Below are 19,244 nucleotides of genomic sequence, written 5' to 3' on the forward strand. Positions count from 1 at the left end.
ACTATGTTTAAAAAAGCTTTATTTCTAATTCTGTTAGTGAGCGCCTTGGCTTTTGCGGGTTATATGGCCTTTATTAATTATGTTCCTTACAGCACCGGTATTCGTTCGGGCGAATTAATCAAAATAAGTAAAAAAGGAACGGTGTTTAAAACGTGGGAAGGCGAGATGAGTCAGGGCATTTCGGGTGCGCAGATTTTTAAATTTTCTGTCATGCAAAGCGATGCAGCAGTTTTAGAAAAATTACAAAATTTACAAGGCCATTATGTGGTAGTGGGCTACGAAGAAAAATACAGAACCTTTAAATGGTGGGGTGATACCCGCTATTTTATAAAATCGGTAAAAGAAGAAAAATCCCCTTTTAAAGTTAAATAATACTATGAATTCAGATTACAAAACGGTGGGCTGTTCCAAAATCAGCATATCAGAATTAATGTTGCCTTCTCATACCAATTTCAGTGGCAAAATACACGGAGGTTATATTTTGTCGCTACTCGATCAAATTGCTTTTGCTTCGGCTTCAAAATATTGCGGCAATTATTGTGTAACGGCTTCGGTTGATACGGTGAACTTTTTAAAACCAATTGAGGTGGGCGAACTCGTAACCATGAAAGCTTCGGTAAATTATGTAGGAAGGAGCTCCATGATTGTGGGCATTCGGGTAGAAGCAGAGAACATTCAAACGGGTGTAATCAAACATTGTAATTCTTCCTATTTTACAATGGTTGCCAAAGACAAAGAAGGTAAAAGTGTAGCCGTACCAGGTTTAATTTTATCCGATTTGCAAGAAGTACGCCGTTATTTTAAAAGTTTGAAACACATTCAAGTTAAAAAAGAAATTGAAATGCACGAAGAGGAATTGGATTATACTTCAATCGAAGCCTTAGCCAGCTTAGAAACGCACAACGTACTTTTAGAACTTAATTAAAAGAAAAAAAGGACTCAAATACACTTCACGTATAAAATCGGTATTTAATCGATTTTAAGAGTTTTTTATAAGTTGTTATTCCAAAATCAGCATTTAAATTTTGTAACTTTAAGTAGGATTTTATCCAAAAAAGGAGTTCGAATTTAAATGCTGAAGATTATGAAAAAAACTACTTTATGGATGCTGTTGTTGATAAGTCAAATAGCGGTCACCCAAAACAAAATGATAACCACCGGTGGACAAATTTCTTTTGAAGCTTCGGTGCCTTATTCCGAACCAATTAAAGCCGAAAATAATAAAGTCAAGGTCACTTTTGATACCCGTTCTCAAATTTTAGAATGTGTGGCATTGGTAGAAGATTACGATTTTGAACTAGGCTTGATGAAAAAACATTTTCGAGAAAATTATTTAGAAAGCGGTCGTTACCCAAAAGCAGTGTTTCGAGGAAAAATTGAAAAATTTGATCTGAAAAAAATTACCGAAATTCCGAAAGAACACACCATTACAGGCAAAATGCAGTTGCACGGAAAAACAAAAAACATTTCGGTGAAAGCCATTATAAAAAGGACTGCGGATGGAATTAGCATTCATTCAAATTTTGTTTTAAATCCAGGCGATTTTGAAATTGAAATTCCGAATATGTTATCCGATAAGGTGGCTAAAAATGTAACGACCAATTTAATTGCAACCTTACAATAAAAGATCTTCGAATGCTTTTTCTAAAGAAGAAAAACGAAATTGAAACCCGGTATTTTGTAATTTTTGAATCGAAAGTTGTTGGCCTTTTAAGAGTAAATGACTCATTTTACCCAATACGATTTGCAGCATAAAAGCAGGTACTGCAGGCAACCAAATACGATAGCCATAGGTCTTTGCCAGTTGTTTTGAAAAATCCCGATTAGTAGTAGCCCCTCCTGTTGCTGCATTGTAAGGGCCAGTAAAAGTGGGATTCTCAATAGCTGCTAAGTAAATTCGACACAAATCGGTTAAATGTATCCAAGGCATGTATTGGTTGCCTGTTCCGAGTATGGCTCCTAATTTATTTTTAAAAAGTGGCTGTAAAATGGGCAAAATACCGCCTTTTTTACCTAAAACCAATGCTGTACGGATAGTAACCACTCGAATTCTGAGTGAAGAGAATTCTTCAGCGGCTGCTTCCCATTTTTGGCAAACGCTTCCCACAAAATCGGATGCTGGGGGCGTACTTTCATCACAAATACGTTCCGAATTAAAAGCACCATAAATTCCCACCGCAGATGCCGAAATTAAGGCCTCAATCGAAATATTCTCTTTTTCAATTGTGCGGTAAAGAAGTTGTAGCGTATCGATTCGGCTAGAGAGAATTTCTTTTTTTCTTTTTTCTGTCCAGCGTCCACCGGCAATGTTGGTTCCCGCCAAATGCACGATATAATCGGCCTGTATGAGGGCTTCTTTATCAATTTTCCCCTCCGCTATATCCCAAGAATAATAGCGCACATCGCCTTGATTGGTGCGTTTACTTCGACTCAAAATCCCAACCGAGAATCCGTTTTCTAATAACAGTTGAGTCAGTTTTTGGCCTATAAAACCGCTACCTCCCGTAATTAGTACATTTTTTTTACCGTTTGCTTCCATACTTTTAACATTACTTTTGTTTAATGTTAAGTAAATATACTTAAACGATGTGTATCTTTATACTCCAATTTTAAAGAATTTACGATGGCAACCAAAAAAGCAAAAATCACCAAAGAAATGCTAATCTCCCTTTACATGGAATCGGTTTTAGAAAATGGAAAAGCACCGAAGTCCATTTATCATTTTGCAAAAGAAAACAATTTTGAAGAAGCCGATTTTTATGCTTTTTTTGGAAATTTTGAAAGAGTTGAAAAAGAAATTTTCCTGCAGTTTTACCAAAATACATTGAATTTGCTCGAAGCCAATCAAGCGTATTTGGAATACGGAACCAAAGAGAAAATGCTCAGTTTTTACTTTACTTTTTTCGAGTTGCTAGCCGCTAACCGAAGTTATGTAGTCTTGGCTTTAAAATTGCACCACAACCCACTCAAAAATTTGGTGCCTTTAACGTTGCTACGAGAACAGTTTAAAGAATATACAGCCTCTATTTTAACGGATGAATACCGAATTGCGACCCAAAAATTACAAAATGTTCAAGATAAAGCAATTCAAGAAAGTGCTTGGTTACAGTTGTTATTTACGATAAAATTTTGGTTAGAAGATGATTCTCCTGCTTTTGAAAAAACAGATATTTTAATCGAAAAAGCGGTCAATACGACTTTCGAATTGATGCGGGTGGCTCCAGTAAATCAATTACTCGATTTGGGGAAATTCCTATTTAAAGAAAAATTTCAAAGTAAATTCTAAATCCAGCTTTCAACAAGTAAACATGAAAAGTATCGATCATATTCCAACTTCAAAAATTGAACGCGCAAGTAAATTGGTGCAAACTGGTGCTAAAATTGGAGTAAATTACCTAAAATATTACGGTGAAAAAATCGTAAACCCCGAATTGTCACGAGATAAATTAAACGAAAACAATGCCGAAGATATTTACGACGGATTAAAAAACTTGAAAGGGAGTGCTTTAAAAGTGGCGCAAATGTTAAGTATGGATAAGAATTTTTTGCCACAAGCGTATGTCGAAAAATTTTCATTGTCACAATTTTCGGTACCGCCTTTATCGGCTCCTTTGGTTTTAAAAACCTTTAAAAATAATTTTGGCAAAACTCCTTACGAAATGTTTGATGCTTTTGACGCCAATTCAATCAATGCCGCCAGTATCGGGCAAGTGCATTTGGCCGAGAAAAACGGGAAAAAATTGGCAGTGAAAATTCAGTATCCAGGTGTAGCTAATAGTATCTCTTCCGACTTGGCTATGGTAAAGCCCATCGCCATTCGCATGTTTAATTTGCAAGGAAAAGATTCGGATAAGTATTTTAAAGAAGTAGAAGATAAACTGACTGAAGAAACGAATTATGTTTTGGAGCTGAAGCAAAGCGAAGAAGTGGTGGCTGCTTGCCATCAAATACCTAATTTGCTTTTTCCAAGGTATTATCCTGAGTTTTCTTCGGACAAAATCATCACGATGGATTGGATGACAGGCAAACACTTGCCAGAATATTTACTAACCAATCCGAATCAAGACCAACGAAACAAAGTAGGACAGGCACTTTGGGATTTTTATATGTATCAGGTACATGTTCTAAAGAAAGTACACGCCGATCCGCATCCGGGTAATTTTTTGGTTAGTGCAGAAGATAAGCTTATTGCCTTGGATTTTGGTTGTATGAAAACCATTCCCGATGATTTTTATGTGCCTTATTTTGAATTGGTAAATCGAGATTTAATTAATAATCCCGATTTATTTCATGACAAATTAGTGGAGTTGGAAATTATACGCGAAGAGGATACTCCCGAAGAAAAAGCCTATTTCACCAGCATGTTTTACGATTTATTGCAATTATTTACCCTGCCTTTTCAAGAAGAAACTTTCGATTTTGCAAACGAAGCCTTTTTTGCTGAAATTGCCCAACTAGGTGAACGTTTTTCGAAAGACACCAATTTGAGAAAAATGAATGGTAATCGAGGTTCAAAGCATTTTATTTACATGAACCGAACTTTCTTTGGTTTGTATAATTTGATGTTTGATTTAAAAGCAGCTATTACCGTAAACAACTACCAACAATACCAATAAAGTTTGATTTAGTTTCCGGTTTTTAGAATAATACCGGCCTTGTATGTCGCAATGGCTCGGTCTCGGGCAAAAGCATGTGCTACCATTGGCGCAGCATAACCCAAGTCAAATTCGGGAATCCATTTCCGAATATAAACGCCTTTTGGGTCAAATTTTTGTTGTTGTATTTCGGGATTAAAGACCCTAAAATAAGGTGCAGCATCGCAACCTGTTCCTGCTGCCCATTGCCAGTTGCCTACGTTGGAGGCCAATTCAAAATCCAATAATTTTTCGGCAAAATACGCCTCTCCCCATTGCCAATTAATCAACAAATGTTTGCATAAAAAACTGGCAACTACCATCCGGACGCGGTTGTGCATGTAGCCCGTTTGGTTGAGTTGTCGCATGCCAGCATCTACCAGCGGATAGCCCGTGTTGCCTTGACACCATTGTTTGAACTCACTTTCGTTATTGCGCCACTGTATACCATCGTAAGCAGATTTAAAATTCTGATGCACGGAATTCGGAAAATGAAAAAGAATTTGAATGAAAAATTCCCTCCAGATTAATTCGCTTAAAAAGGTTACATTTTTTTGGACTGCCCATAATGCCAATTTGCAAATACTAACGGTACCAAATCGCAAATGAGGCGACAAATAAGAGGTAGTATCTAAGGCAGGGAAATCACGAGTTTGGTGGTAATAAGTGATATTGGATAAATTAGGCTTTTGTACTTGGATAGTACTTTTAGTAAAACCAATGGATTCGAGTGAAGGAAATTCAAAGGAATTCTTGTAAAAATTGTCAAATGAAATAGGAGGTAGCGGTTGCAACTTGTTTTTTTGCAACTCAAATTCGGTCAACCATTTGTTTTTATAGGGCGTATAAACGGTATAAGGCAAACCGTCAGATTTAACGATGTCGTTTTCTTCAAAAATAACATGGTCTTTATAGCTTTCAACAGGAATTCCTTTTTCAGAAAATAACTTCAAAACAGCCGAATCTCGTTCTAAGGCAAAGGGTTCATAATCTTTATTGAAAAAAAGACCTTGTATGTCGAATTCTTCTAACAAAGAATTCCAAACTTCTAAAACGGTTCCTTTTTGAATTAAGATAGAACTTTGAAATGGTAGTAGTTGCTGATGTAAGTTTTGTAAAGTCTGGTAAATAAACGTAACGCGTGCATCGTTTTGAGGCAATTCATTTAAAATAGCGGTATCAAAAATAAACAACGGAATGACACGGAATTCACTTTGCAAAGCATGCCAAAGCGCCGTATTGTCTTCCCAACGCAAATCACGTCTAAACCAAAAAAAAGATACTTTTTGCCTACTCATTTTACAATTGTGCGGTTAATTCTGCTATCGATTTAAAAACCAATGTTTTACTTTGCAGTGACTTAGTATTTAAGTGTTGTAATTGTTTGCCCAGCAACCAGATTTCGTTAGAATCACTTAATAATTCACTTTCCATTTGATGAACATACTCATCCAATTGGGTAATTTCGGGCTGTACGGTCATAAACGAAACAAATACAATCGATTGGAAATGTGCTCGTAAATCTTTTAAATTTTCAATGGGCATACTTTCGCCCAGATAAATACTTTTATACCCTTTTTGCAGAATTTCATATTGCAAAAACAGCAATCCCAATTCGTGAATTTCATTTTGCGGAAGCGACAGTACAAATACTTTCGAGTTATTTTGGGGAGTTTTGGCTTGAAGCGGCTCGGTATTGGCCACAATTTTTTGTTTGATTAAATAGCTGATGAAATGTTCATGCGCCGGCGAAATGGTTTCGGATTGCCACAACAAACCCAATTCGTCTAAAAAAGGTACAAAAACATCGTAAAAAATGGCTTTAAAGGTTTTTTCTCGAATGAGCCAATTGTAGGTATTAAAAAAAAGTTCCTGATCAAAATGCATCATGGCTATTTTTAATTCGCTAATAGCATGATTGTTCGCATTTTTGTGAGATATAATTTCGCGAACCATTTCGGGAATTTTTTCAGAAGGATAGGTCGCGATTTTAGAAATTTTATAACCGTATTGATGCAGTAAAGTGATATTGAGAAGCTTTTGCAAATTGGTTAAATCGTACACTCGAATGTTGGTTTCGGTACGCATCGGAGCTAGAATGGCGTATCTTTTTTCCCAAATTCGGATGGTGTGCGCCTTAATGCCCGATAGGTTTTCTAAATCTTTTATGGTAAAAACACTTTTTATATTGTTTATCATTTGGGGAAATTTTCTAAACAAAAATAAAGTATTTTTTCAATTTACCTAATTTTGAATTCCCTCGAAAGTGTAATTTTGATAATGATTGAGTTTGTCCAAATCAAGTATGGTTTTAGAAGCATCATTACTTCGATGGTACATGGGGTCAAATTTGGCTCCATAAACCACTTCGTCAAAAGTATAAGAAGTTTTGGCGGCTACCGTATTGCTGTACATTTCGTCAAAAGTTTTGATGAAAACTAAAAATTCGCCTTGTACTTTTTCAAAATCGGAAGGCGTAAAATTGTACAACGGACTATTCTCATCGATCGGATGAACCAAAGTCCAGCTCAAAGTAAGGGTGTTAATTTTGTCCAGTTCGAGCGTAAGGTTGTAAAATTTGTTTGAAGAAATGCCGTTCTCGGTAATACGCATACCCAATGTCATTTTGGCTTCGGCATCCGAAAAATTGGTATTTTTAAAAGGAACCAAGCGTACCATTAAGGCTTTTCCATTTCGGTACGGACTAATCAAAGCGATATCCGAAAATTTTAAATACGCTTTGGGCTGGCTAAACCGACCAAAAAACAAACCGGTGGCAATGGCAAAACTCAATAAACCAATTAAAGCTTCGGTGGCAGATAAAGCACTGGTTAAAAATCCGGTGGGACTGATGTGCCCGTAACCCACCGTAGTAAATGTTTGGGCACTAAAAAAATAAGTCTGACCAAATTGCACCCATTTGTTATTGGTAACCGTTATACCATCCAAATGTTCAATTCCGATGGCAAAATATAAAAGCGCAAAAACAAAATTAATGGCAATATAAAACCCAAACAAAACCAACATAAAATGCCACCTAGGCAAAGCAATGAGTGTGTGATACCAACTGGTACGCTGCAAAACATTCAGTCCTCTTTTTTCGATGTTGGCTGTTCCATTTTTATTGATAAAACGGCCACCATATTGGTTGGGATTGGTTCCAAAACCCGAATGCGAATCGTCTTGCGCTTTTGTGTTTATTTTGATAAAGGCCATAAAGTTTCATGGTAATAGTCTATCAAATATAGCAATTACTAGTGGTTTGATACTGAAGTTTTACGGCTTGCAAAAACTTTTTTTGTTTTTTACGGCACTTTGACTTCCTAAGGCAATGGCTTTATCAAAATCGGAGGATGCCTTTTTTTTGTCGTTGCTTTTAGCATAGGCTAATCCGCGCAAATTATAAGCCACATAATCTTTCGGATTTAGGGTAATCGATTGGGAACAATCTGAAATGGTTTTGGGATAATCCAATAATTTGTAATAGGCATTGGCTCTTCCAGAATAAGCATCCGAATTTTTTGCATTTAAAGAAATCGCTTTGTCAAAATCAGAAATGGCTCCTTTAAAATCATTGAGTTTGCTTTTCTCGACGCCACGATTCAAATAAGCAGCTTCAAAATTAGGGTCGTATTTGATGGATTTGGTGTAATTGCCTATTGCGGCTTTCGAATTTCCAGTATTGGATTGATTGTAAGCCAAATCAAAATACTTCTCAGCGGAGGTTTGACAAAATGCGTTTAGACTTAAAACGAACAAACAAATAGTAAGTAACTTTTTTTTCATAATATAAGTTTAAATAGTTTGGGGTTAGGAGATTAACGTTTCATCAGAATTTTTATTTCATTTTAAGAAACATTTTTTTAAAAATTTGAAAAGAAAAAAATCAGTTTTAGGTTACAAAAGTGTTGGTAATACTTTTTAGGTAAAAAATTACTTTTTATATTTGAAGGGTAAAAAGTAGTTTAAAAGCTGCCTTTTTTTTATTTTAAAATAGTTTTATGGAAACCTTAGTAAAACCTGTATTTCAAAGACCTGCCAAAGACGATTTTTTCAAAAAATTAATCAAAGAAGTACAAGAAAATGTATTAAATAGTAAAAAATTACAACTTAAAAACAGAAGAAAAGCATTCCTGTTTTTGTTTCTTTTTCTGGGATTTTATGGATTGATTTTAACCTTTGGAAACAACACTACTTTATTGTTTACCTTTTATGTTTTAATGGGTTTTTCAATGATTATTCTCTTTATTAATTCCTTTCATGATGCTGCTCACGGCGCTATTTTTGAAACAGCCAAACAAAACCGTTTGTATTGTTATGTGTTGGAACTTTTTGGGAGTAATAGCGAAATTTGGATTCAAAGACACCTATTACTACATCATCCCTACCCAAATATTCCGAATTGGGATTGCGATATTAAACAAAGTGATGTAGTACGTATTTTTCCTAATAGTAAATATTTCAATTTTCATCGTTTCCAGCATATTTATATGTGGTTTTTGTATCCGTTATACTCGATGATTTGGTTGTTTATTCGAGATTTTAAAGATTTTTTTGGAACCGATGATAATTATTTAAAAAGAGTTTATACCATTCCGACCAAACAATATGTATTGCTTTTTGCGGCAAAAATTTTCAACTTATGTTACATGTTGTTAATTCCTTACTTAGTATTAAATCAGCCTTTTTATTTGATTTTTTTAGCTTGGATAACTATGCATTTGTTATCCAGTATGTTGGGAGTGGTGGCTTTAATTTCTACGCATGTAGATGAACATGCTGTTTTTCCGTTGCAAGAAGAAGACGGGAAAATGTCTAATACTTGGGTTCGCCATCAGTTGGAAGTGACCAAAGATTTTAGTGCCGGCCATCCCGTAGCCGATTTTTTATATGGCGGATTTACCCATCATGTAGCACACCATTTGTTTCCCACAGTTTCCCATACCTATTATCCCGAAATCACCCCGATTATTAAAAAATATGCACAAGAATACGATTTTGATTATACCTGCTACAGCATGCTTGCGGCTGTGAAATCACATTTTTCGTTACTCAAAAATTGCGGTGACAGTAGCAACTTAATCTTTAGCGGCGAATTATAAAATACCTTAATTGCGAATAATATAAAAACAGAAGCTTTTCGAGGCTTCTTTTTTTTTTTGAGAAAGAGGTAAGCCTATAACTATTTTGTATGCATAAATTATTACAAAAACAATCTTAAAATTTAAAGTATCTCACTATCTTAGCGAGATATTAAAACTTTTCTAACGCTAACTCAAATAAGTTGTCAAGTTGTTGATTACTATTATTTTGAGATAGAATATGTAGTATAAAAAAATAAGATTATGTTAAACAAACAAAGCAGAAACACGAAAATGGTAACCTTACTAGTATTTTTTATTAGTATTTCAGTGTTTAGTCAGGTATATACAGATAAGGTAGTAGGAAAGAAAAACGAAGCGTTAAAAGACAGTTTACTGGTTTCAGATTATCCGTATGTATTACCCATTTGGGGAGACAAAGCAACGGCAAAAGGATTTAATTTACCCTATTCAGCGGGGGTTTCTGTGAATTATTTTTGGCAAAAATCAGACATCAACATCGATAATTTGAATGTAGGTTTCAATAATGGTCCACAGTTTAATTTGGATCAAATAGTTCGGTTTCAAAATTCGACTGCCGAAGCAACTTCTATAACAGTTAGACCCGATGTGTGGTTGCTGCCTTTTTTGAACGTGTATGGAATATTTGGAAAGGCATATACGCAAACGGATATAAATGCGGGCGTTTGGATACCCGATGCCGATAATAATTGGTCAGAAATTGCAAGTTTTAATACAAAAGCAAATTTTAGCGGATCAACTTTTGGTCTTGGAATTACGCCAACAATAGGAATAGGAGGAGGATGGTTCGCTTTGGATATGAATATGGCGTGGACCGATTTAGATGGGTTAGATCAACCGGCATTTACTTATATTTTTGGACCACGATTCGGAAAGACCTTTAAGTTTAAGAAACCCGATCAAAATATTGCCGTGTGGGTAGGTGGATTTAGAGTGCATCTTTCGGGTAAAACAAATGGGAATTTAGCTTTAAGCGACCTTTTTTCTGTTGATGATGCGCAAGGTAAAGTGGATAACGGACTTCAAAAAGTAGGCGAAAATCAAGAAAAGGTGAACAATTGGTGGGATGGATTAACAGCTATTCAACAAGCTAATCCGGTAAATATAGCCAAACACAATACAGCTAACCGTGCACTGGAAGCAGCGGGTAATTTGTTATCTGCAATGGATGGAGCTTTGAGTACTGCCGAAAATTCAACTGTTCAATATTCGCTACACAAAGAGCCAAGAGACATGTGGAACTTTATAGTAGGAAGTCAATTTCAATATAATAAACATTTGATGTTTCGCGTAGAAACTGGGTTTTTAGGAAGTCGAACACAAGTGTTAGGAGGTGTACAATATCGATTTGGTTTATAATCTAGGAGAATATGAAGAATAAAATTGGTTTACTGCTGTTTTTTATCTCCCTAAATGCACAATCGCAAGTACTGATTTCATTACTTTTTGGGGATAAACTCAATTCGCCTTTAATTGAATTTGGGCTAGAAGGTGGTGCCAATTTTTCGACCATTTCAAATACCGAATCCTCAGGTATGAATCCAGGGTTTAATTTGGGATTTTATTTTGATTTTAAATTCAAAAATAACCCGCAATGGATGGTTAATACGGGCGTTATTGTGAAATCGCCAATGGGTGCAAAAGACATCGGAGTGTATTCCTTAAACGATGCCGATTTAGATGCCGTGTTTGCCAACGGAAATGTAAACCGAGAATTACGTTATTTTAATGTACCCATTTTAATCAAACACCAATTTAATAATAATATTTTTTTAAAGGCAGGACCTCAATTCGGCTTACTGTCTAAGGCCTTTGATAAATTTACGGTTGAGGTGAATAAAGAAGATGTAGAATACAAAAATAAAATTCGAGATCAAATTCATGTAGTAGATGCAGGAATTGCGCTTGGAGCGGGTTACCATCTTAATGTGGCCCACGGAATTAATCTTACGCTTCAATATTACCACGGTTTAGTGCCGGTTATGAAAGGCGATGGACCAAACCAATACAACCGTTCTCTTTATATTACCGCCGGTTTACCTATCGGAAAAGCGAAAGCCCTCGCAAAAAGAAAAGCAGAAAATAAGGATGACTAAATGCAAACGGGTGTATAGGCATACGCTGTAATCATCCTAATTCAACATCAAATCACGCCCATATCCTTGGCAATCGAAATCAAATGTGTCGTGTTGTTGGCTTTAAAAAAATCTTTTAGTTTGGCAATGCGTTTCTCTAAAGTGCTTTTACTATTGGGTGTGATGCCCATATTTTTAAAAGAAGCGCCCATCTCATCTTGCGCTATCCCTAACGAAAGTTGTTTAAGGATCATAACATCATAATCGTCAATTTCAAAAGAATGCTGTTCTCTTAATACATGTGCCACTTCAGGCGAAATATAAGTGCTATCAGAAGTAGCTAATACTTGTATGGCTTTTTTAAGTTCTTCGATGCTGTTGCGTCCTTTGATGACAAAGGCATTCAAATTAGCATTTTCAAAAAGAGACTGAATGCGGTAGGGCTTGTCTTCTACGGAATAGGCTATGATTTTAAGTTCCGGTTTTAATTTGCGGACTTTTGCTATGAGTTGGTCTCCGTTTTCAATTTCCACCGTCCGGTGATCGGTTTTAAAAGACAAATCGCTAATAAGTAAATCATAGGGTGCTCCATCGGCAAGGGCTTTTCTTATTTTTAAAAAGGCATCATCACAGTATTTGGAATGATCAAAATGAGGAATATGTAAATCGTCTAAGGCTTGACAGATGCCTAAATTAATACTGTCAAAATCTTCCGCTATAAGGACTTTTTTAAACATGCTGAAATATTTCAAATTGGAATGGAGAGCTTTATTTTAAATCCTTTTTCAGGAGCTGTGTCAAAAATACAGGTTCCATTTATTGCACGAATACGGTTTTCCACATTTTGAAGGCCATTTTTTGTAATTTGAGTTATCAAACAACCATTTCCGTTATCCACATAGTAAAAAAGTAAACTTTTAGGCGTTGATACATCAAATGTTAGCACAACCAAAGTCGCTTCACTATGCTTTTTCATATTCACCATTAGTTCTTGTAAAACTCTATAAAGCGTTACTTTTTTGATATCGTCTATAATTGGCCAGTTAACGGTATCAATATTGTTTATGATAATATTTCGAGTATTTGTATTATAAGTGGCTAGCATTTCTTTGAGATTCCGTACATAGTCAGAACCCGTAGGTACTTGGCTATTTTCTCTAGAAACACCACGTACTCTGCCCTAAAGATTATCCAATTTCTGAATCAGAATTTCTTTGGTATTTTCATTTGATAAGGGTTGTGTTTGCGCAAAAGTAATGGCCTGAAAAACGTCATTAGCCAATTCATCATGAAGGTTTTTGGCAATTCGAGTTTCGGTATCGTAAGCTGTTTTTATTTTGATGATTTTGGTTTTATCAAAATGCAATTTTCGAATGTAAATTAAAATCAGAAATAAGGCTATAAACGCAAGTAAAAACAAAATGCTTTGGTAGTTTGCCCGCTGAAGCGAAACCAAATTTTCGGCTTTTTCCAATCGAAGTTGTTGGTTTTCATACTTTTCTTTTTTGGCTTCGTATTTAATTTTAGCAAATTTATTTTTGAAGTTGTTCCGAATTCTTTTAATACTATCATTTAAACGAACGTAATGTTGCGCATATTGAATATTTTTCTTACTTAGATCGGTTGAAATTAAAAAGGATAAGGCATTTAATCGCTCGTCAATGCTGTTAAATTGTGTAGCGGTTTGGTAAGCGGTTTGGGCATGTTGTACGGATTTTTCAGGATTTATCCGACTATAATATTCGGCCAAATGCAAGTTACTTTCGATGTTTCCATAGGAGTCCTTAATTTGATTGCGTATGGTAAAACCATCATTTAATAACTTTAGGCTATGATTCAAATTTCCTTTTTTAAAATAAGCATATCCCAAATTATCCACTAAGCGTGCTTTGGTTGATAGAGGCAATTTAGAGCTTTCGTTATTGTTTAAAATCGATTCCAAAATACGAATGGCCTTGTCGTATTTTTTTTGTTTGATGTAAACAACTGCAATATTGTTTAAAGGCGAATTTTTAGAAACGGAGTCTGTTGCTATTTTTAATGCCATTTGGTACGAAAGCAATGCATCTTCATAAAGAAATAATTCCTTATCGGCAATTCCAAAAAAGTTATAGATGGATGCTAAATAGAGAGCGTTTTTTTTAACATAAGGCAAAGCCTCTGTCAAAGTCTGCTTGCTTCCATAGTAATCGCCATTGATTTGCTGGATGGAAGCCATTTGAATCAAATCATAAGCAATATTGGCACTATCTTTAATAGATTCAGATAATATTTTGGATTTATTGAAAAAGAAAAAAGCACTATTAAAAGCATTGTTTTTAAGTTGAAACATAGCCTTGTTTTGAAAAGATTTAGATGCTGTTGCAGCCGTATTTTGTAAAACGGGTGCTTTGGTTTTTTCTTTGCAGGAAAACAAGAAAACCAACATAAATAAAATGAAAAACGGGTGCCGTAGCATAAAGTTACTTTTTTTTCGAAAATAATAAAATTATCTTTATGATCTTGTTTTTCATTTTTGCGGGTAATCGCACAGGCTAGTATCTAATAAAAAAAGGTACAAAAAAGAAAAAATCTTGTTAGTTCTATCAAGTGACGCTGATGGTACAGAATTGGAACCTTTTAAAGGAGGAAATAAAAACCTTAAATGATTAGAATGTCACTTGTACTATAAATTTTAAAAGAAAGTGTCCCAAAAAGTGTGTAAGTTGAAAAGTCTATGGCTAGCACCGAGCAATAAATCGAGTTGATTATACGCGCTGCCACTAATGTTTTTTTTAAAATAATAATGACACAAACTGTTTTTAGTTCAAGCTCTAATAGTAAAAACCATCTGTTATTTCTTTAACAATTATCCATTTGCCTTTTTCTTTTTTCATAATAAGAAAAGATCTAGGGTTTATGAATTGTCGACCTGTAGTTGTTTTTGCAAAAGCAAAAACAACATATGTTTTTTTGTAAATCATGGGTTCTGAAAATGAAAACGCAGGTTTTTCTGGAATTTTATCCATATATTCACTGTAGATGTAAGGTTTTGGGAATACCTTTTCGGTCATCCATTTCACTTTAAAATTTTTAAATTCCTTTTGTTTCCATAATGATTTCCTTAACCATAGTGAATCGGTATCGTGATTACGGTATTTTTCATTCATTTCAGCCCAATATTTTTCTTCGTAAATTCTTGGGTTTTCATCTACACTTTCCACCATATATACGCTAGCATCTTTAAAATCTACTCTCTCTTTCCACAAATCCAATGCGTAATTATTATTAATTTTGTTTGTAATAATCACTATAGTATCGTTGGTTTTAACGGTTTCTTTTAAGTACGCATTTATAGGATCAATACTCTTATTGGTAGAAGAGCAGCCAAAAATAAAAAACAATAAAGCAGTGATATAAATATATTTTTTCATAATTATTTACATTACATGGTTTTCCGATTGCCGTTTGGCCATTTCTTATGCTATTAGTCCCTTCAGCTTCATAGCTGCCTTTTATCCGAAGGAAAACGAGCCTCTTTCATCGGTATTTTTTACTTTGCAAGCAACTAATATGATGGTACCAAGTAATTTGTGCAAAAGGCACTTGCACGATTGGAAAATTTGGATAGGCTTCAGAAAAAGCTCTCATATATTTTAAATTCCTAACAGAAAAACCCTTACTATCAGGGAAATTTCGATTTAAATCAGCTGATAAAAAGTCCATAATTTTACTTTCCCAACCATTTTGCCGTTGTGTTTGAAGGATAGAATTACCTATTTCCCAATATAAAGTAAGCATTTCAGCGTTAACTTTTAATGCCGTTTGGGTTTGAGCTAGCTTTATCTTATTGAAAATAAAGTCAGACCAATCTTTGTAATCAATACTTTGGATAATTTCTCCACTCATAATAAAATACAGTTTTAATGTCGACAAATATAACTAAAAATGAAATTTTTCGTTTTTGAAGATGCCTGATTGAATAATTAAAACACTATCGAAAGGGTAAATATAAAACTAAAGTAATAGCGTTTCTAATAGGTCTTTCCAAATTATAAAACCTTTATTATTAACAGAATAATTATGAAGGATTTTGGAGAAATTCTGAGGATTAGTTTCTAAATAAGCTTGTCTTCCGTTATTTCTGATTATGTTTAATTCTTTGTCTATTCGTTCAATACTATCTATGAGAGAAGATTTACTTTTTTCGGAGTGCCAAATATAAGTCGCTTCTTCAGTATCTAATGTTTCTAATACAAAATAATAGTTGTTTTCTCCTGCTAACAAAAAGATAAACGAAAACGGCTGTAATAAAAACCGCAATTTCATTACTTTTCGTTCATGATTTTCTGCTAAAAATTGAATATGTTGTGAATGCTTGTAGTGTTTACCTTTCAATAAATCAACTAAAATAGGTTCTACATCACTGTAAATATGTTGATTTTTGGGTAATTCCTTTGTAGTTAGAATGTTTTGCTGTGATATAGGAGCTTGACCGATGAACGTATTATTTAAAAATTGAAATTTAACGCTTTCAATCAATGCTTTATTGATGTTTTCTAGCTCGGAAGACGTGGCTAGTTGCGAAAGAATTACCCCATTCTCGATTTCAGCATAAACAGCTATCATTACTGTTTTTGATTTTAAAACCTTTGTAAAATATGGCTTTAGCACTTCAAACTCAGGTCTAATTTCTACGTTTTCAATTTCAAAATTAAGTTTCTGATTACTTTCTTTATCAATGTATTCAAAACCTATATTTCCGTATCTGAAATCCAATTTGGCAATTGCCATTTTTAGTTGTTTTTCAACAATCAAACTTTTTCTTTCAGGTATAAAATCAGTTGGTTCATCAAATAGACTGGTTTGTTTTGTAATTTGTCTATAATAAGAATTTCTTTTTAGGAACATTTTATTCAGGTAGTCAATTTTACTATCACGATAATCATAAATCGTAGGAGTAATTTCTGAACGCTGTACGCGGCCAATATATTGAATAAGCTTACCCTTAAAAGAAAAGGGATAAGCTAAAAATAATGAACTAATATTTTTTAAGTCTGAGCCTTCACCAAAATATTGACCAGTTGTAATCAATACCTGAAAATTGCCTTGTTGCAAAGTTTGCCATTTAGATTTTTTATTAACATCGGAATCCTCTCCTCTTAAGGTTACTACTTCATATGATGATTTCAAGAAAAGATTAAGAGTATCTATATGTTCTTTTCGTTCTGTAATTATCGCTACTTTTTTTCCATTTGATATTTCATTTTTAATATCATTTAGAATGACTTTATTTCGCTCCGAATCGTGAACTAAGACTTTTGAAAGTGTTTCAAAATTATCGGTTTTTGAATTGAATGGAATATGAAAATCTGTATTTCTGACAATAATCTGAGCATGCTTGTAGTTTTCAATTTCATTATTTGAAACTTCTGAAATAATTTCTCCAAGAAAAGCAAAAATTAATTTATCATCATTATATTTTCGAAATGGAGTAGCTGTTAAACCATACAGATAAAATGTATTTAATTGAGCGATAGTGTTGCGAAATGTTTCTGCTGGAATATGATGACATTCATCGACTAAAACAGTTCCAAATTGATTTTGGATTTGCGCTATCTGTTTTGGCAGACTCTGAATGGTTGCTATAGTAATTTGCGCTCCTATTTTTGTTTTGCCTTGACCGATAATACCAATTTCGTGTTTTGGTATACCAAGAAATGCTTGAATCCGTTCCTGCCATTGTTCTAATAATTGTTTGCGATGCACAACAATTAAAGCGGGTTGTCCTTTCTCAGCAATAATTTTTAATCCAATAATTGTTTTGCCCGAACCAGGAGGAGCGACAATTACTCCAAAATCTTTTTTAGAAATCTTTTCAATGACCTTTTCTTGATGATTTCTCAATGCTGCACTAAACGAATAAGGAATTGCCTCTTTTAATTTTCTGTTGTCTTGAAGATCAAAATTCAAGTTTTCATTATTACAAAACCGCAACAATTTACCGATAAATCCACGAGGAATAATCACCTCGTTCTCTGTTTCTTCCACCAGTTTAAAATAGCGTTCTGTTCCAAATGTACTTTTACCCGATTTCTTTTTTATGAAAAACTCCGAATTGGAAAAATTCAATTCTTCTTTCAAAAAGTTAATGAACGGAGTTGTTAATCCATCTCTTAGAATCCGTATGTTTTGTTGAAGTGAAATATTCAATTTACCATTACGATTATAGAGAATTGGTAAATTATCAGTACTCAAAATTTCATTATATATTTTATCCAACATTGCGGTCGAAACACGATGAATTTCATTTAAAAAATGGCATTGATTTGTATAAGGTTCAAATGTTTCGGGATTGATGAAACAACTATTTCCGTTCTCCAAAGCGGGCTTAAAAAAAGGCAAAGCAATCAAATTTCCTAAACCTTTTCCTGATAGAAAATCCTGATTAGGAAACAATCTGTCAAAACTCGAACTTTTATCAAACATTGAAAATGCTCCTGATTGTTCTAAAATTGATACAATAATCTTTCGACTTTTAATTGCCGGATAAGGTTTTTCAAAAAAAATCCAGACATGTCCACCATTACCCGAGCGAGAGCGTTCCAAATAAGCAGGGATATTTTTCTCTTTACAAGAATTTAGAAAAATAACGGCTTCCTCTTTCCAATTTTGTTTGTCAAAATCTGCTACCAAAAACCACGAAGTATTATCCGTTAATAAAGGATAAACTCCAATTTGTTGAACTCCATCTAAATGCTTTTCAATTTCAGTAGAATTAAACGAGTGAAATGTTTTGTGTGGATAATTAGCAAAAGTACCTCCATTCATTTTATAGGTTCGGTAGTGATAGATGTCATATTGATATGCTGGCATATAACCCGACTTCCCTGCTTTTTCCCAACGAACAGCAAACACATCTTCTCGTCCTTTAAAAAGTGATTTTAAAAGCTCAATAGACTTTGTAATTGACATAAGGAAGAATTTGAATGAAACTACTCAAATTTAGTAAAACCATGTCTTTAAATAAGATTATCTCTCTACTAATTATAACTTTGCTTTCTAAAACCGATTCTTTATGAGCAGTTGTAGCTTTAACTTACAGTTGAAATTTGAAGTTAAATTGTAATTAAAAGTTTTGTTCTTGATCCAGAAATTGTATCGGATTTTACACTAAAGTTTTTGAAACAAAAAAAGCCTGCAAATATGCACTTTGCAGGCTTTCATTTTTTTATAGTGACCATGGAGGGATTTGAACCCTCACGCCCTTGCGAGCACCACCCCCTCAAGATGGCGAGTCTACCGTTTCTCCACATGGCCTAAAAATAAAAAAGGTCAAGTAAAAAATACTCGACCTTTGTGACCCGACTGGGGCTCGAACCCAGGACCCCATCATTAAAAGTGATGTGCTCTACCAACTGAGCTATCGAGTC

The 19,244-nt window shown here is 34.3% G+C and carries 19 protein-coding genes and 2 tRNA genes; 8 read left to right on the forward strand and 13 right to left on the reverse strand.

Annotated elements, in window-relative coordinates:
- Positions 1 to 3 precede the first annotated feature (3 nt).
- The 3 genes from I5M07_RS15425 to I5M07_RS15435 all read left to right on the forward strand — a co-directional run bounded on the left by I5M07_RS15425 (position 4) and on the right by I5M07_RS15435 (position 1,624).
- Positions 4 to 372: a 6-phosphogluconate dehydrogenase gene (locus tag I5M07_RS15425; protein WP_200107347.1), complete on the forward strand. Its 369-nt coding sequence runs from the start codon at positions 4 to 6 to the stop codon at positions 370 to 372.
- 4 nt (positions 373 to 376) lie between these two features.
- A complete protein-coding gene (locus I5M07_RS15430; RefSeq protein ID WP_200107348.1) occupies positions 377 to 925 on the forward strand; it encodes an acyl-CoA thioesterase in 549 nt (182 codons plus the stop codon).
- Positions 926 to 1,084: 159 nt separating this feature from the next.
- Complete coding sequence (locus I5M07_RS15435) at positions 1,085 to 1,624, forward strand: YceI family protein (RefSeq protein ID WP_200107349.1); 540 nt, start codon at positions 1,085 to 1,087, stop codon at positions 1,622 to 1,624.
- Here the strand turns inward: I5M07_RS15435 and I5M07_RS15440 are convergent.
- Entirely contained in the window at positions 1,616 to 2,539 is a 924-nt protein-coding gene (locus I5M07_RS15440; protein ID WP_200107350.1) for a TIGR01777 family oxidoreductase, read from the reverse strand. The genes I5M07_RS15435 and I5M07_RS15440 overlap by 9 nt on opposite strands.
- Before the next feature lie 84 nt (positions 2,540 to 2,623).
- Between I5M07_RS15440 and I5M07_RS15445 the strand changes: the two genes are divergently transcribed.
- Both I5M07_RS15445 and I5M07_RS15450 read left to right on the forward strand, forming a co-directional pair.
- Positions 2,624 to 3,286 carry a TetR family transcriptional regulator C-terminal domain-containing protein gene (locus I5M07_RS15445; protein ID WP_200107351.1) on the forward strand — a complete coding sequence of 221 codons (663 nt, stop codon included), beginning with the start codon at positions 2,624 to 2,626 and terminating at the stop codon, positions 3,284 to 3,286.
- A 22-nt stretch (positions 3,287 to 3,308) separates the two neighbouring features.
- Positions 3,309 to 4,616, forward strand: coding sequence for an ABC1 kinase family protein (locus I5M07_RS15450; protein ID WP_200107352.1), 1,308 nt, complete (start codon positions 3,309 to 3,311; stop codon positions 4,614 to 4,616).
- An 8-nt stretch (positions 4,617 to 4,624) separates the two neighbouring features.
- Here I5M07_RS15450 and I5M07_RS15455 read toward each other — a convergent pair whose 3' ends face one another.
- From I5M07_RS15455 to I5M07_RS15470, 4 genes are read right to left on the reverse strand one after another with little or no spacing between them, the layout of a single operon-like run.
- Positions 4,625 to 5,932, reverse strand: a complete 1,308-nt coding sequence (locus I5M07_RS15455) for a cryptochrome/photolyase family protein (protein WP_200107353.1) — start codon at positions 5,930 to 5,932, stop codon at positions 4,625 to 4,627.
- Position 5,933: 1 nt separating this feature from the next.
- On the reverse strand, positions 5,934 to 6,833 hold the full coding sequence (locus I5M07_RS15460; protein ID WP_200107354.1) for a MerR family transcriptional regulator: 900 nt from the start codon (positions 6,831 to 6,833) through the stop codon (positions 5,934 to 5,936).
- A 45-nt stretch (positions 6,834 to 6,878) separates the two neighbouring features.
- Positions 6,879 to 7,850 (reverse strand): ion channel, encoded by a 972-nt coding sequence (locus tag I5M07_RS15465; protein ID WP_200107355.1) that lies wholly within the window; start codon positions 7,848 to 7,850, stop codon positions 6,879 to 6,881.
- A 60-nt stretch (positions 7,851 to 7,910) separates the two neighbouring features.
- Entirely contained in the window at positions 7,911 to 8,420 is a 510-nt protein-coding gene (locus I5M07_RS15470; protein ID WP_200107356.1) for a tetratricopeptide repeat protein, read from the reverse strand.
- A gap of 215 nt (positions 8,421 to 8,635) precedes the next feature.
- Between I5M07_RS15470 and I5M07_RS15475 the strand changes: the two genes are divergently transcribed.
- The 3 genes from I5M07_RS15475 (at position 8,636) to I5M07_RS15485 (ending at position 11,853) form a co-directional block, all read left to right on the forward strand.
- Positions 8,636 to 9,736 carry a fatty acid desaturase family protein gene (locus I5M07_RS15475; protein ID WP_200107357.1) on the forward strand — a complete coding sequence of 367 codons (1,101 nt, stop codon included), beginning with the start codon at positions 8,636 to 8,638 and terminating at the stop codon, positions 9,734 to 9,736.
- A gap of 243 nt (positions 9,737 to 9,979) precedes the next feature.
- Positions 9,980 to 11,116 (forward strand): hypothetical protein, encoded by a 1,137-nt coding sequence (locus I5M07_RS15480; RefSeq protein WP_200107358.1) that lies wholly within the window; start codon positions 9,980 to 9,982, stop codon positions 11,114 to 11,116.
- A gap of 11 nt (positions 11,117 to 11,127) precedes the next feature.
- Positions 11,128 to 11,853, forward strand: a complete 726-nt coding sequence (locus tag I5M07_RS15485; protein WP_200107359.1) for a porin family protein — start codon at positions 11,128 to 11,130, stop codon at positions 11,851 to 11,853.
- Positions 11,854 to 11,900: 47 nt separating this feature from the next.
- Here I5M07_RS15485 and I5M07_RS15490 read toward each other — a convergent pair whose 3' ends face one another.
- The 8 genes from I5M07_RS15490 to I5M07_RS15520 all read right to left on the reverse strand — a co-directional run bounded on the left by I5M07_RS15490 (position 11,901) and on the right by I5M07_RS15520 (position 19,244).
- On the reverse strand, positions 11,901 to 12,569 hold the full coding sequence (locus I5M07_RS15490) for a response regulator transcription factor (protein WP_200107360.1): 669 nt from the start codon (positions 12,567 to 12,569) through the stop codon (positions 11,901 to 11,903).
- 11 nt (positions 12,570 to 12,580) lie between these two features.
- Positions 12,581 to 12,937: a sensor histidine kinase gene (locus tag I5M07_RS16080; protein ID WP_317191336.1), complete on the reverse strand. Its 357-nt coding sequence runs from the start codon at positions 12,935 to 12,937 to the stop codon at positions 12,581 to 12,583.
- Positions 12,938 to 13,012: 75 nt separating this feature from the next.
- Positions 13,013 to 14,290, reverse strand: coding sequence for a tetratricopeptide repeat protein (locus I5M07_RS15495; RefSeq protein ID WP_317191337.1), 1,278 nt, complete (start codon positions 14,288 to 14,290; stop codon positions 13,013 to 13,015).
- A 355-nt stretch (positions 14,291 to 14,645) separates the two neighbouring features.
- On the reverse strand, positions 14,646 to 15,245 hold the full coding sequence (locus I5M07_RS15500; RefSeq protein ID WP_200107361.1) for a hypothetical protein: 600 nt from the start codon (positions 15,243 to 15,245) through the stop codon (positions 14,646 to 14,648).
- A 106-nt stretch (positions 15,246 to 15,351) separates the two neighbouring features.
- Complete coding sequence (locus tag I5M07_RS15505) at positions 15,352 to 15,720, reverse strand: DUF1016 N-terminal domain-containing protein (protein WP_200107362.1); 369 nt, start codon at positions 15,718 to 15,720, stop codon at positions 15,352 to 15,354.
- A gap of 108 nt (positions 15,721 to 15,828) precedes the next feature.
- Positions 15,829 to 18,786 (reverse strand): DEAD/DEAH box helicase, encoded by a 2,958-nt coding sequence (locus I5M07_RS15510; protein ID WP_200107363.1) that lies wholly within the window; start codon positions 18,784 to 18,786, stop codon positions 15,829 to 15,831.
- Between the two features lie 262 nt (positions 18,787 to 19,048).
- Positions 19,049 to 19,131: transfer RNA gene (locus I5M07_RS15515), tRNA-Leu, on the reverse strand.
- A gap of 40 nt (positions 19,132 to 19,171) precedes the next feature.
- Positions 19,172 to 19,244: transfer RNA gene (locus I5M07_RS15520), tRNA-Lys, on the reverse strand.

The organism is Flavobacterium agrisoli (genome assembly GCF_016522065.1).
Lineage (GTDB): Bacteria > Bacteroidota > Bacteroidia > Flavobacteriales > Flavobacteriaceae > Flavobacterium > Flavobacterium agrisoli.

Coding starts and splice junctions, on each gene's coding strand:
- I5M07_RS15425 (WP_200107347.1), top strand. CDS start 4: ATGTTTAAAAAAGCTTTATTTCTAATTCTGTTAGTGAGCGCCTTGGCT.
- I5M07_RS15430 (WP_200107348.1), top strand. CDS start 377: ATGAATTCAGATTACAAAACGGTGGGCTGTTCCAAAATCAGCATATCA.
- I5M07_RS15435 (WP_200107349.1), top strand. CDS start 1,085: ATGAAAAAAACTACTTTATGGATGCTGTTGTTGATAAGTCAAATAGCG.
- I5M07_RS15440 (WP_200107350.1), bottom strand. CDS start 2,539: ATGGAAGCAAACGGTAAAAAAAATGTACTAATTACGGGAGGTAGCGGT.
- I5M07_RS15445 (WP_200107351.1), top strand. CDS start 2,624: ATGGCAACCAAAAAAGCAAAAATCACCAAAGAAATGCTAATCTCCCTT.
- I5M07_RS15450 (WP_200107352.1), top strand. CDS start 3,309: ATGAAAAGTATCGATCATATTCCAACTTCAAAAATTGAACGCGCAAGT.
- I5M07_RS15455 (WP_200107353.1), bottom strand. CDS start 5,932: ATGAGTAGGCAAAAAGTATCTTTTTTTTGGTTTAGACGTGATTTGCGT.
- I5M07_RS15460 (WP_200107354.1), bottom strand. CDS start 6,833: ATGATAAACAATATAAAAAGTGTTTTTACCATAAAAGATTTAGAAAAC.
- I5M07_RS15465 (WP_200107355.1), bottom strand. CDS start 7,850: ATGGCCTTTATCAAAATAAACACAAAAGCGCAAGACGATTCGCATTCG.
- I5M07_RS15470 (WP_200107356.1), bottom strand. CDS start 8,420: ATGAAAAAAAAGTTACTTACTATTTGTTTGTTCGTTTTAAGTCTAAAC.
- I5M07_RS15475 (WP_200107357.1), top strand. CDS start 8,636: ATGGAAACCTTAGTAAAACCTGTATTTCAAAGACCTGCCAAAGACGAT.
- I5M07_RS15480 (WP_200107358.1), top strand. CDS start 9,980: ATGTTAAACAAACAAAGCAGAAACACGAAAATGGTAACCTTACTAGTA.
- I5M07_RS15485 (WP_200107359.1), top strand. CDS start 11,128: ATGAAGAATAAAATTGGTTTACTGCTGTTTTTTATCTCCCTAAATGCA.
- I5M07_RS15490 (WP_200107360.1), bottom strand. CDS start 12,569: ATGTTTAAAAAAGTCCTTATAGCGGAAGATTTTGACAGTATTAATTTA.
- I5M07_RS16080 (WP_317191336.1), bottom strand. CDS start 12,937: ATGCTAGCCACTTATAATACAAATACTCGAAATATTATCATAAACAAT.
- I5M07_RS15495 (WP_317191337.1), bottom strand. CDS start 14,290: ATGCTACGGCACCCGTTTTTCATTTTATTTATGTTGGTTTTCTTGTTT.
- I5M07_RS15500 (WP_200107361.1), bottom strand. CDS start 15,245: ATGAAAAAATATATTTATATCACTGCTTTATTGTTTTTTATTTTTGGC.
- I5M07_RS15505 (WP_200107362.1), bottom strand. CDS start 15,720: ATGAGTGGAGAAATTATCCAAAGTATTGATTACAAAGATTGGTCTGAC.
- I5M07_RS15510 (WP_200107363.1), bottom strand. CDS start 18,786: ATGTCAATTACAAAGTCTATTGAGCTTTTAAAATCACTTTTTAAAGGA.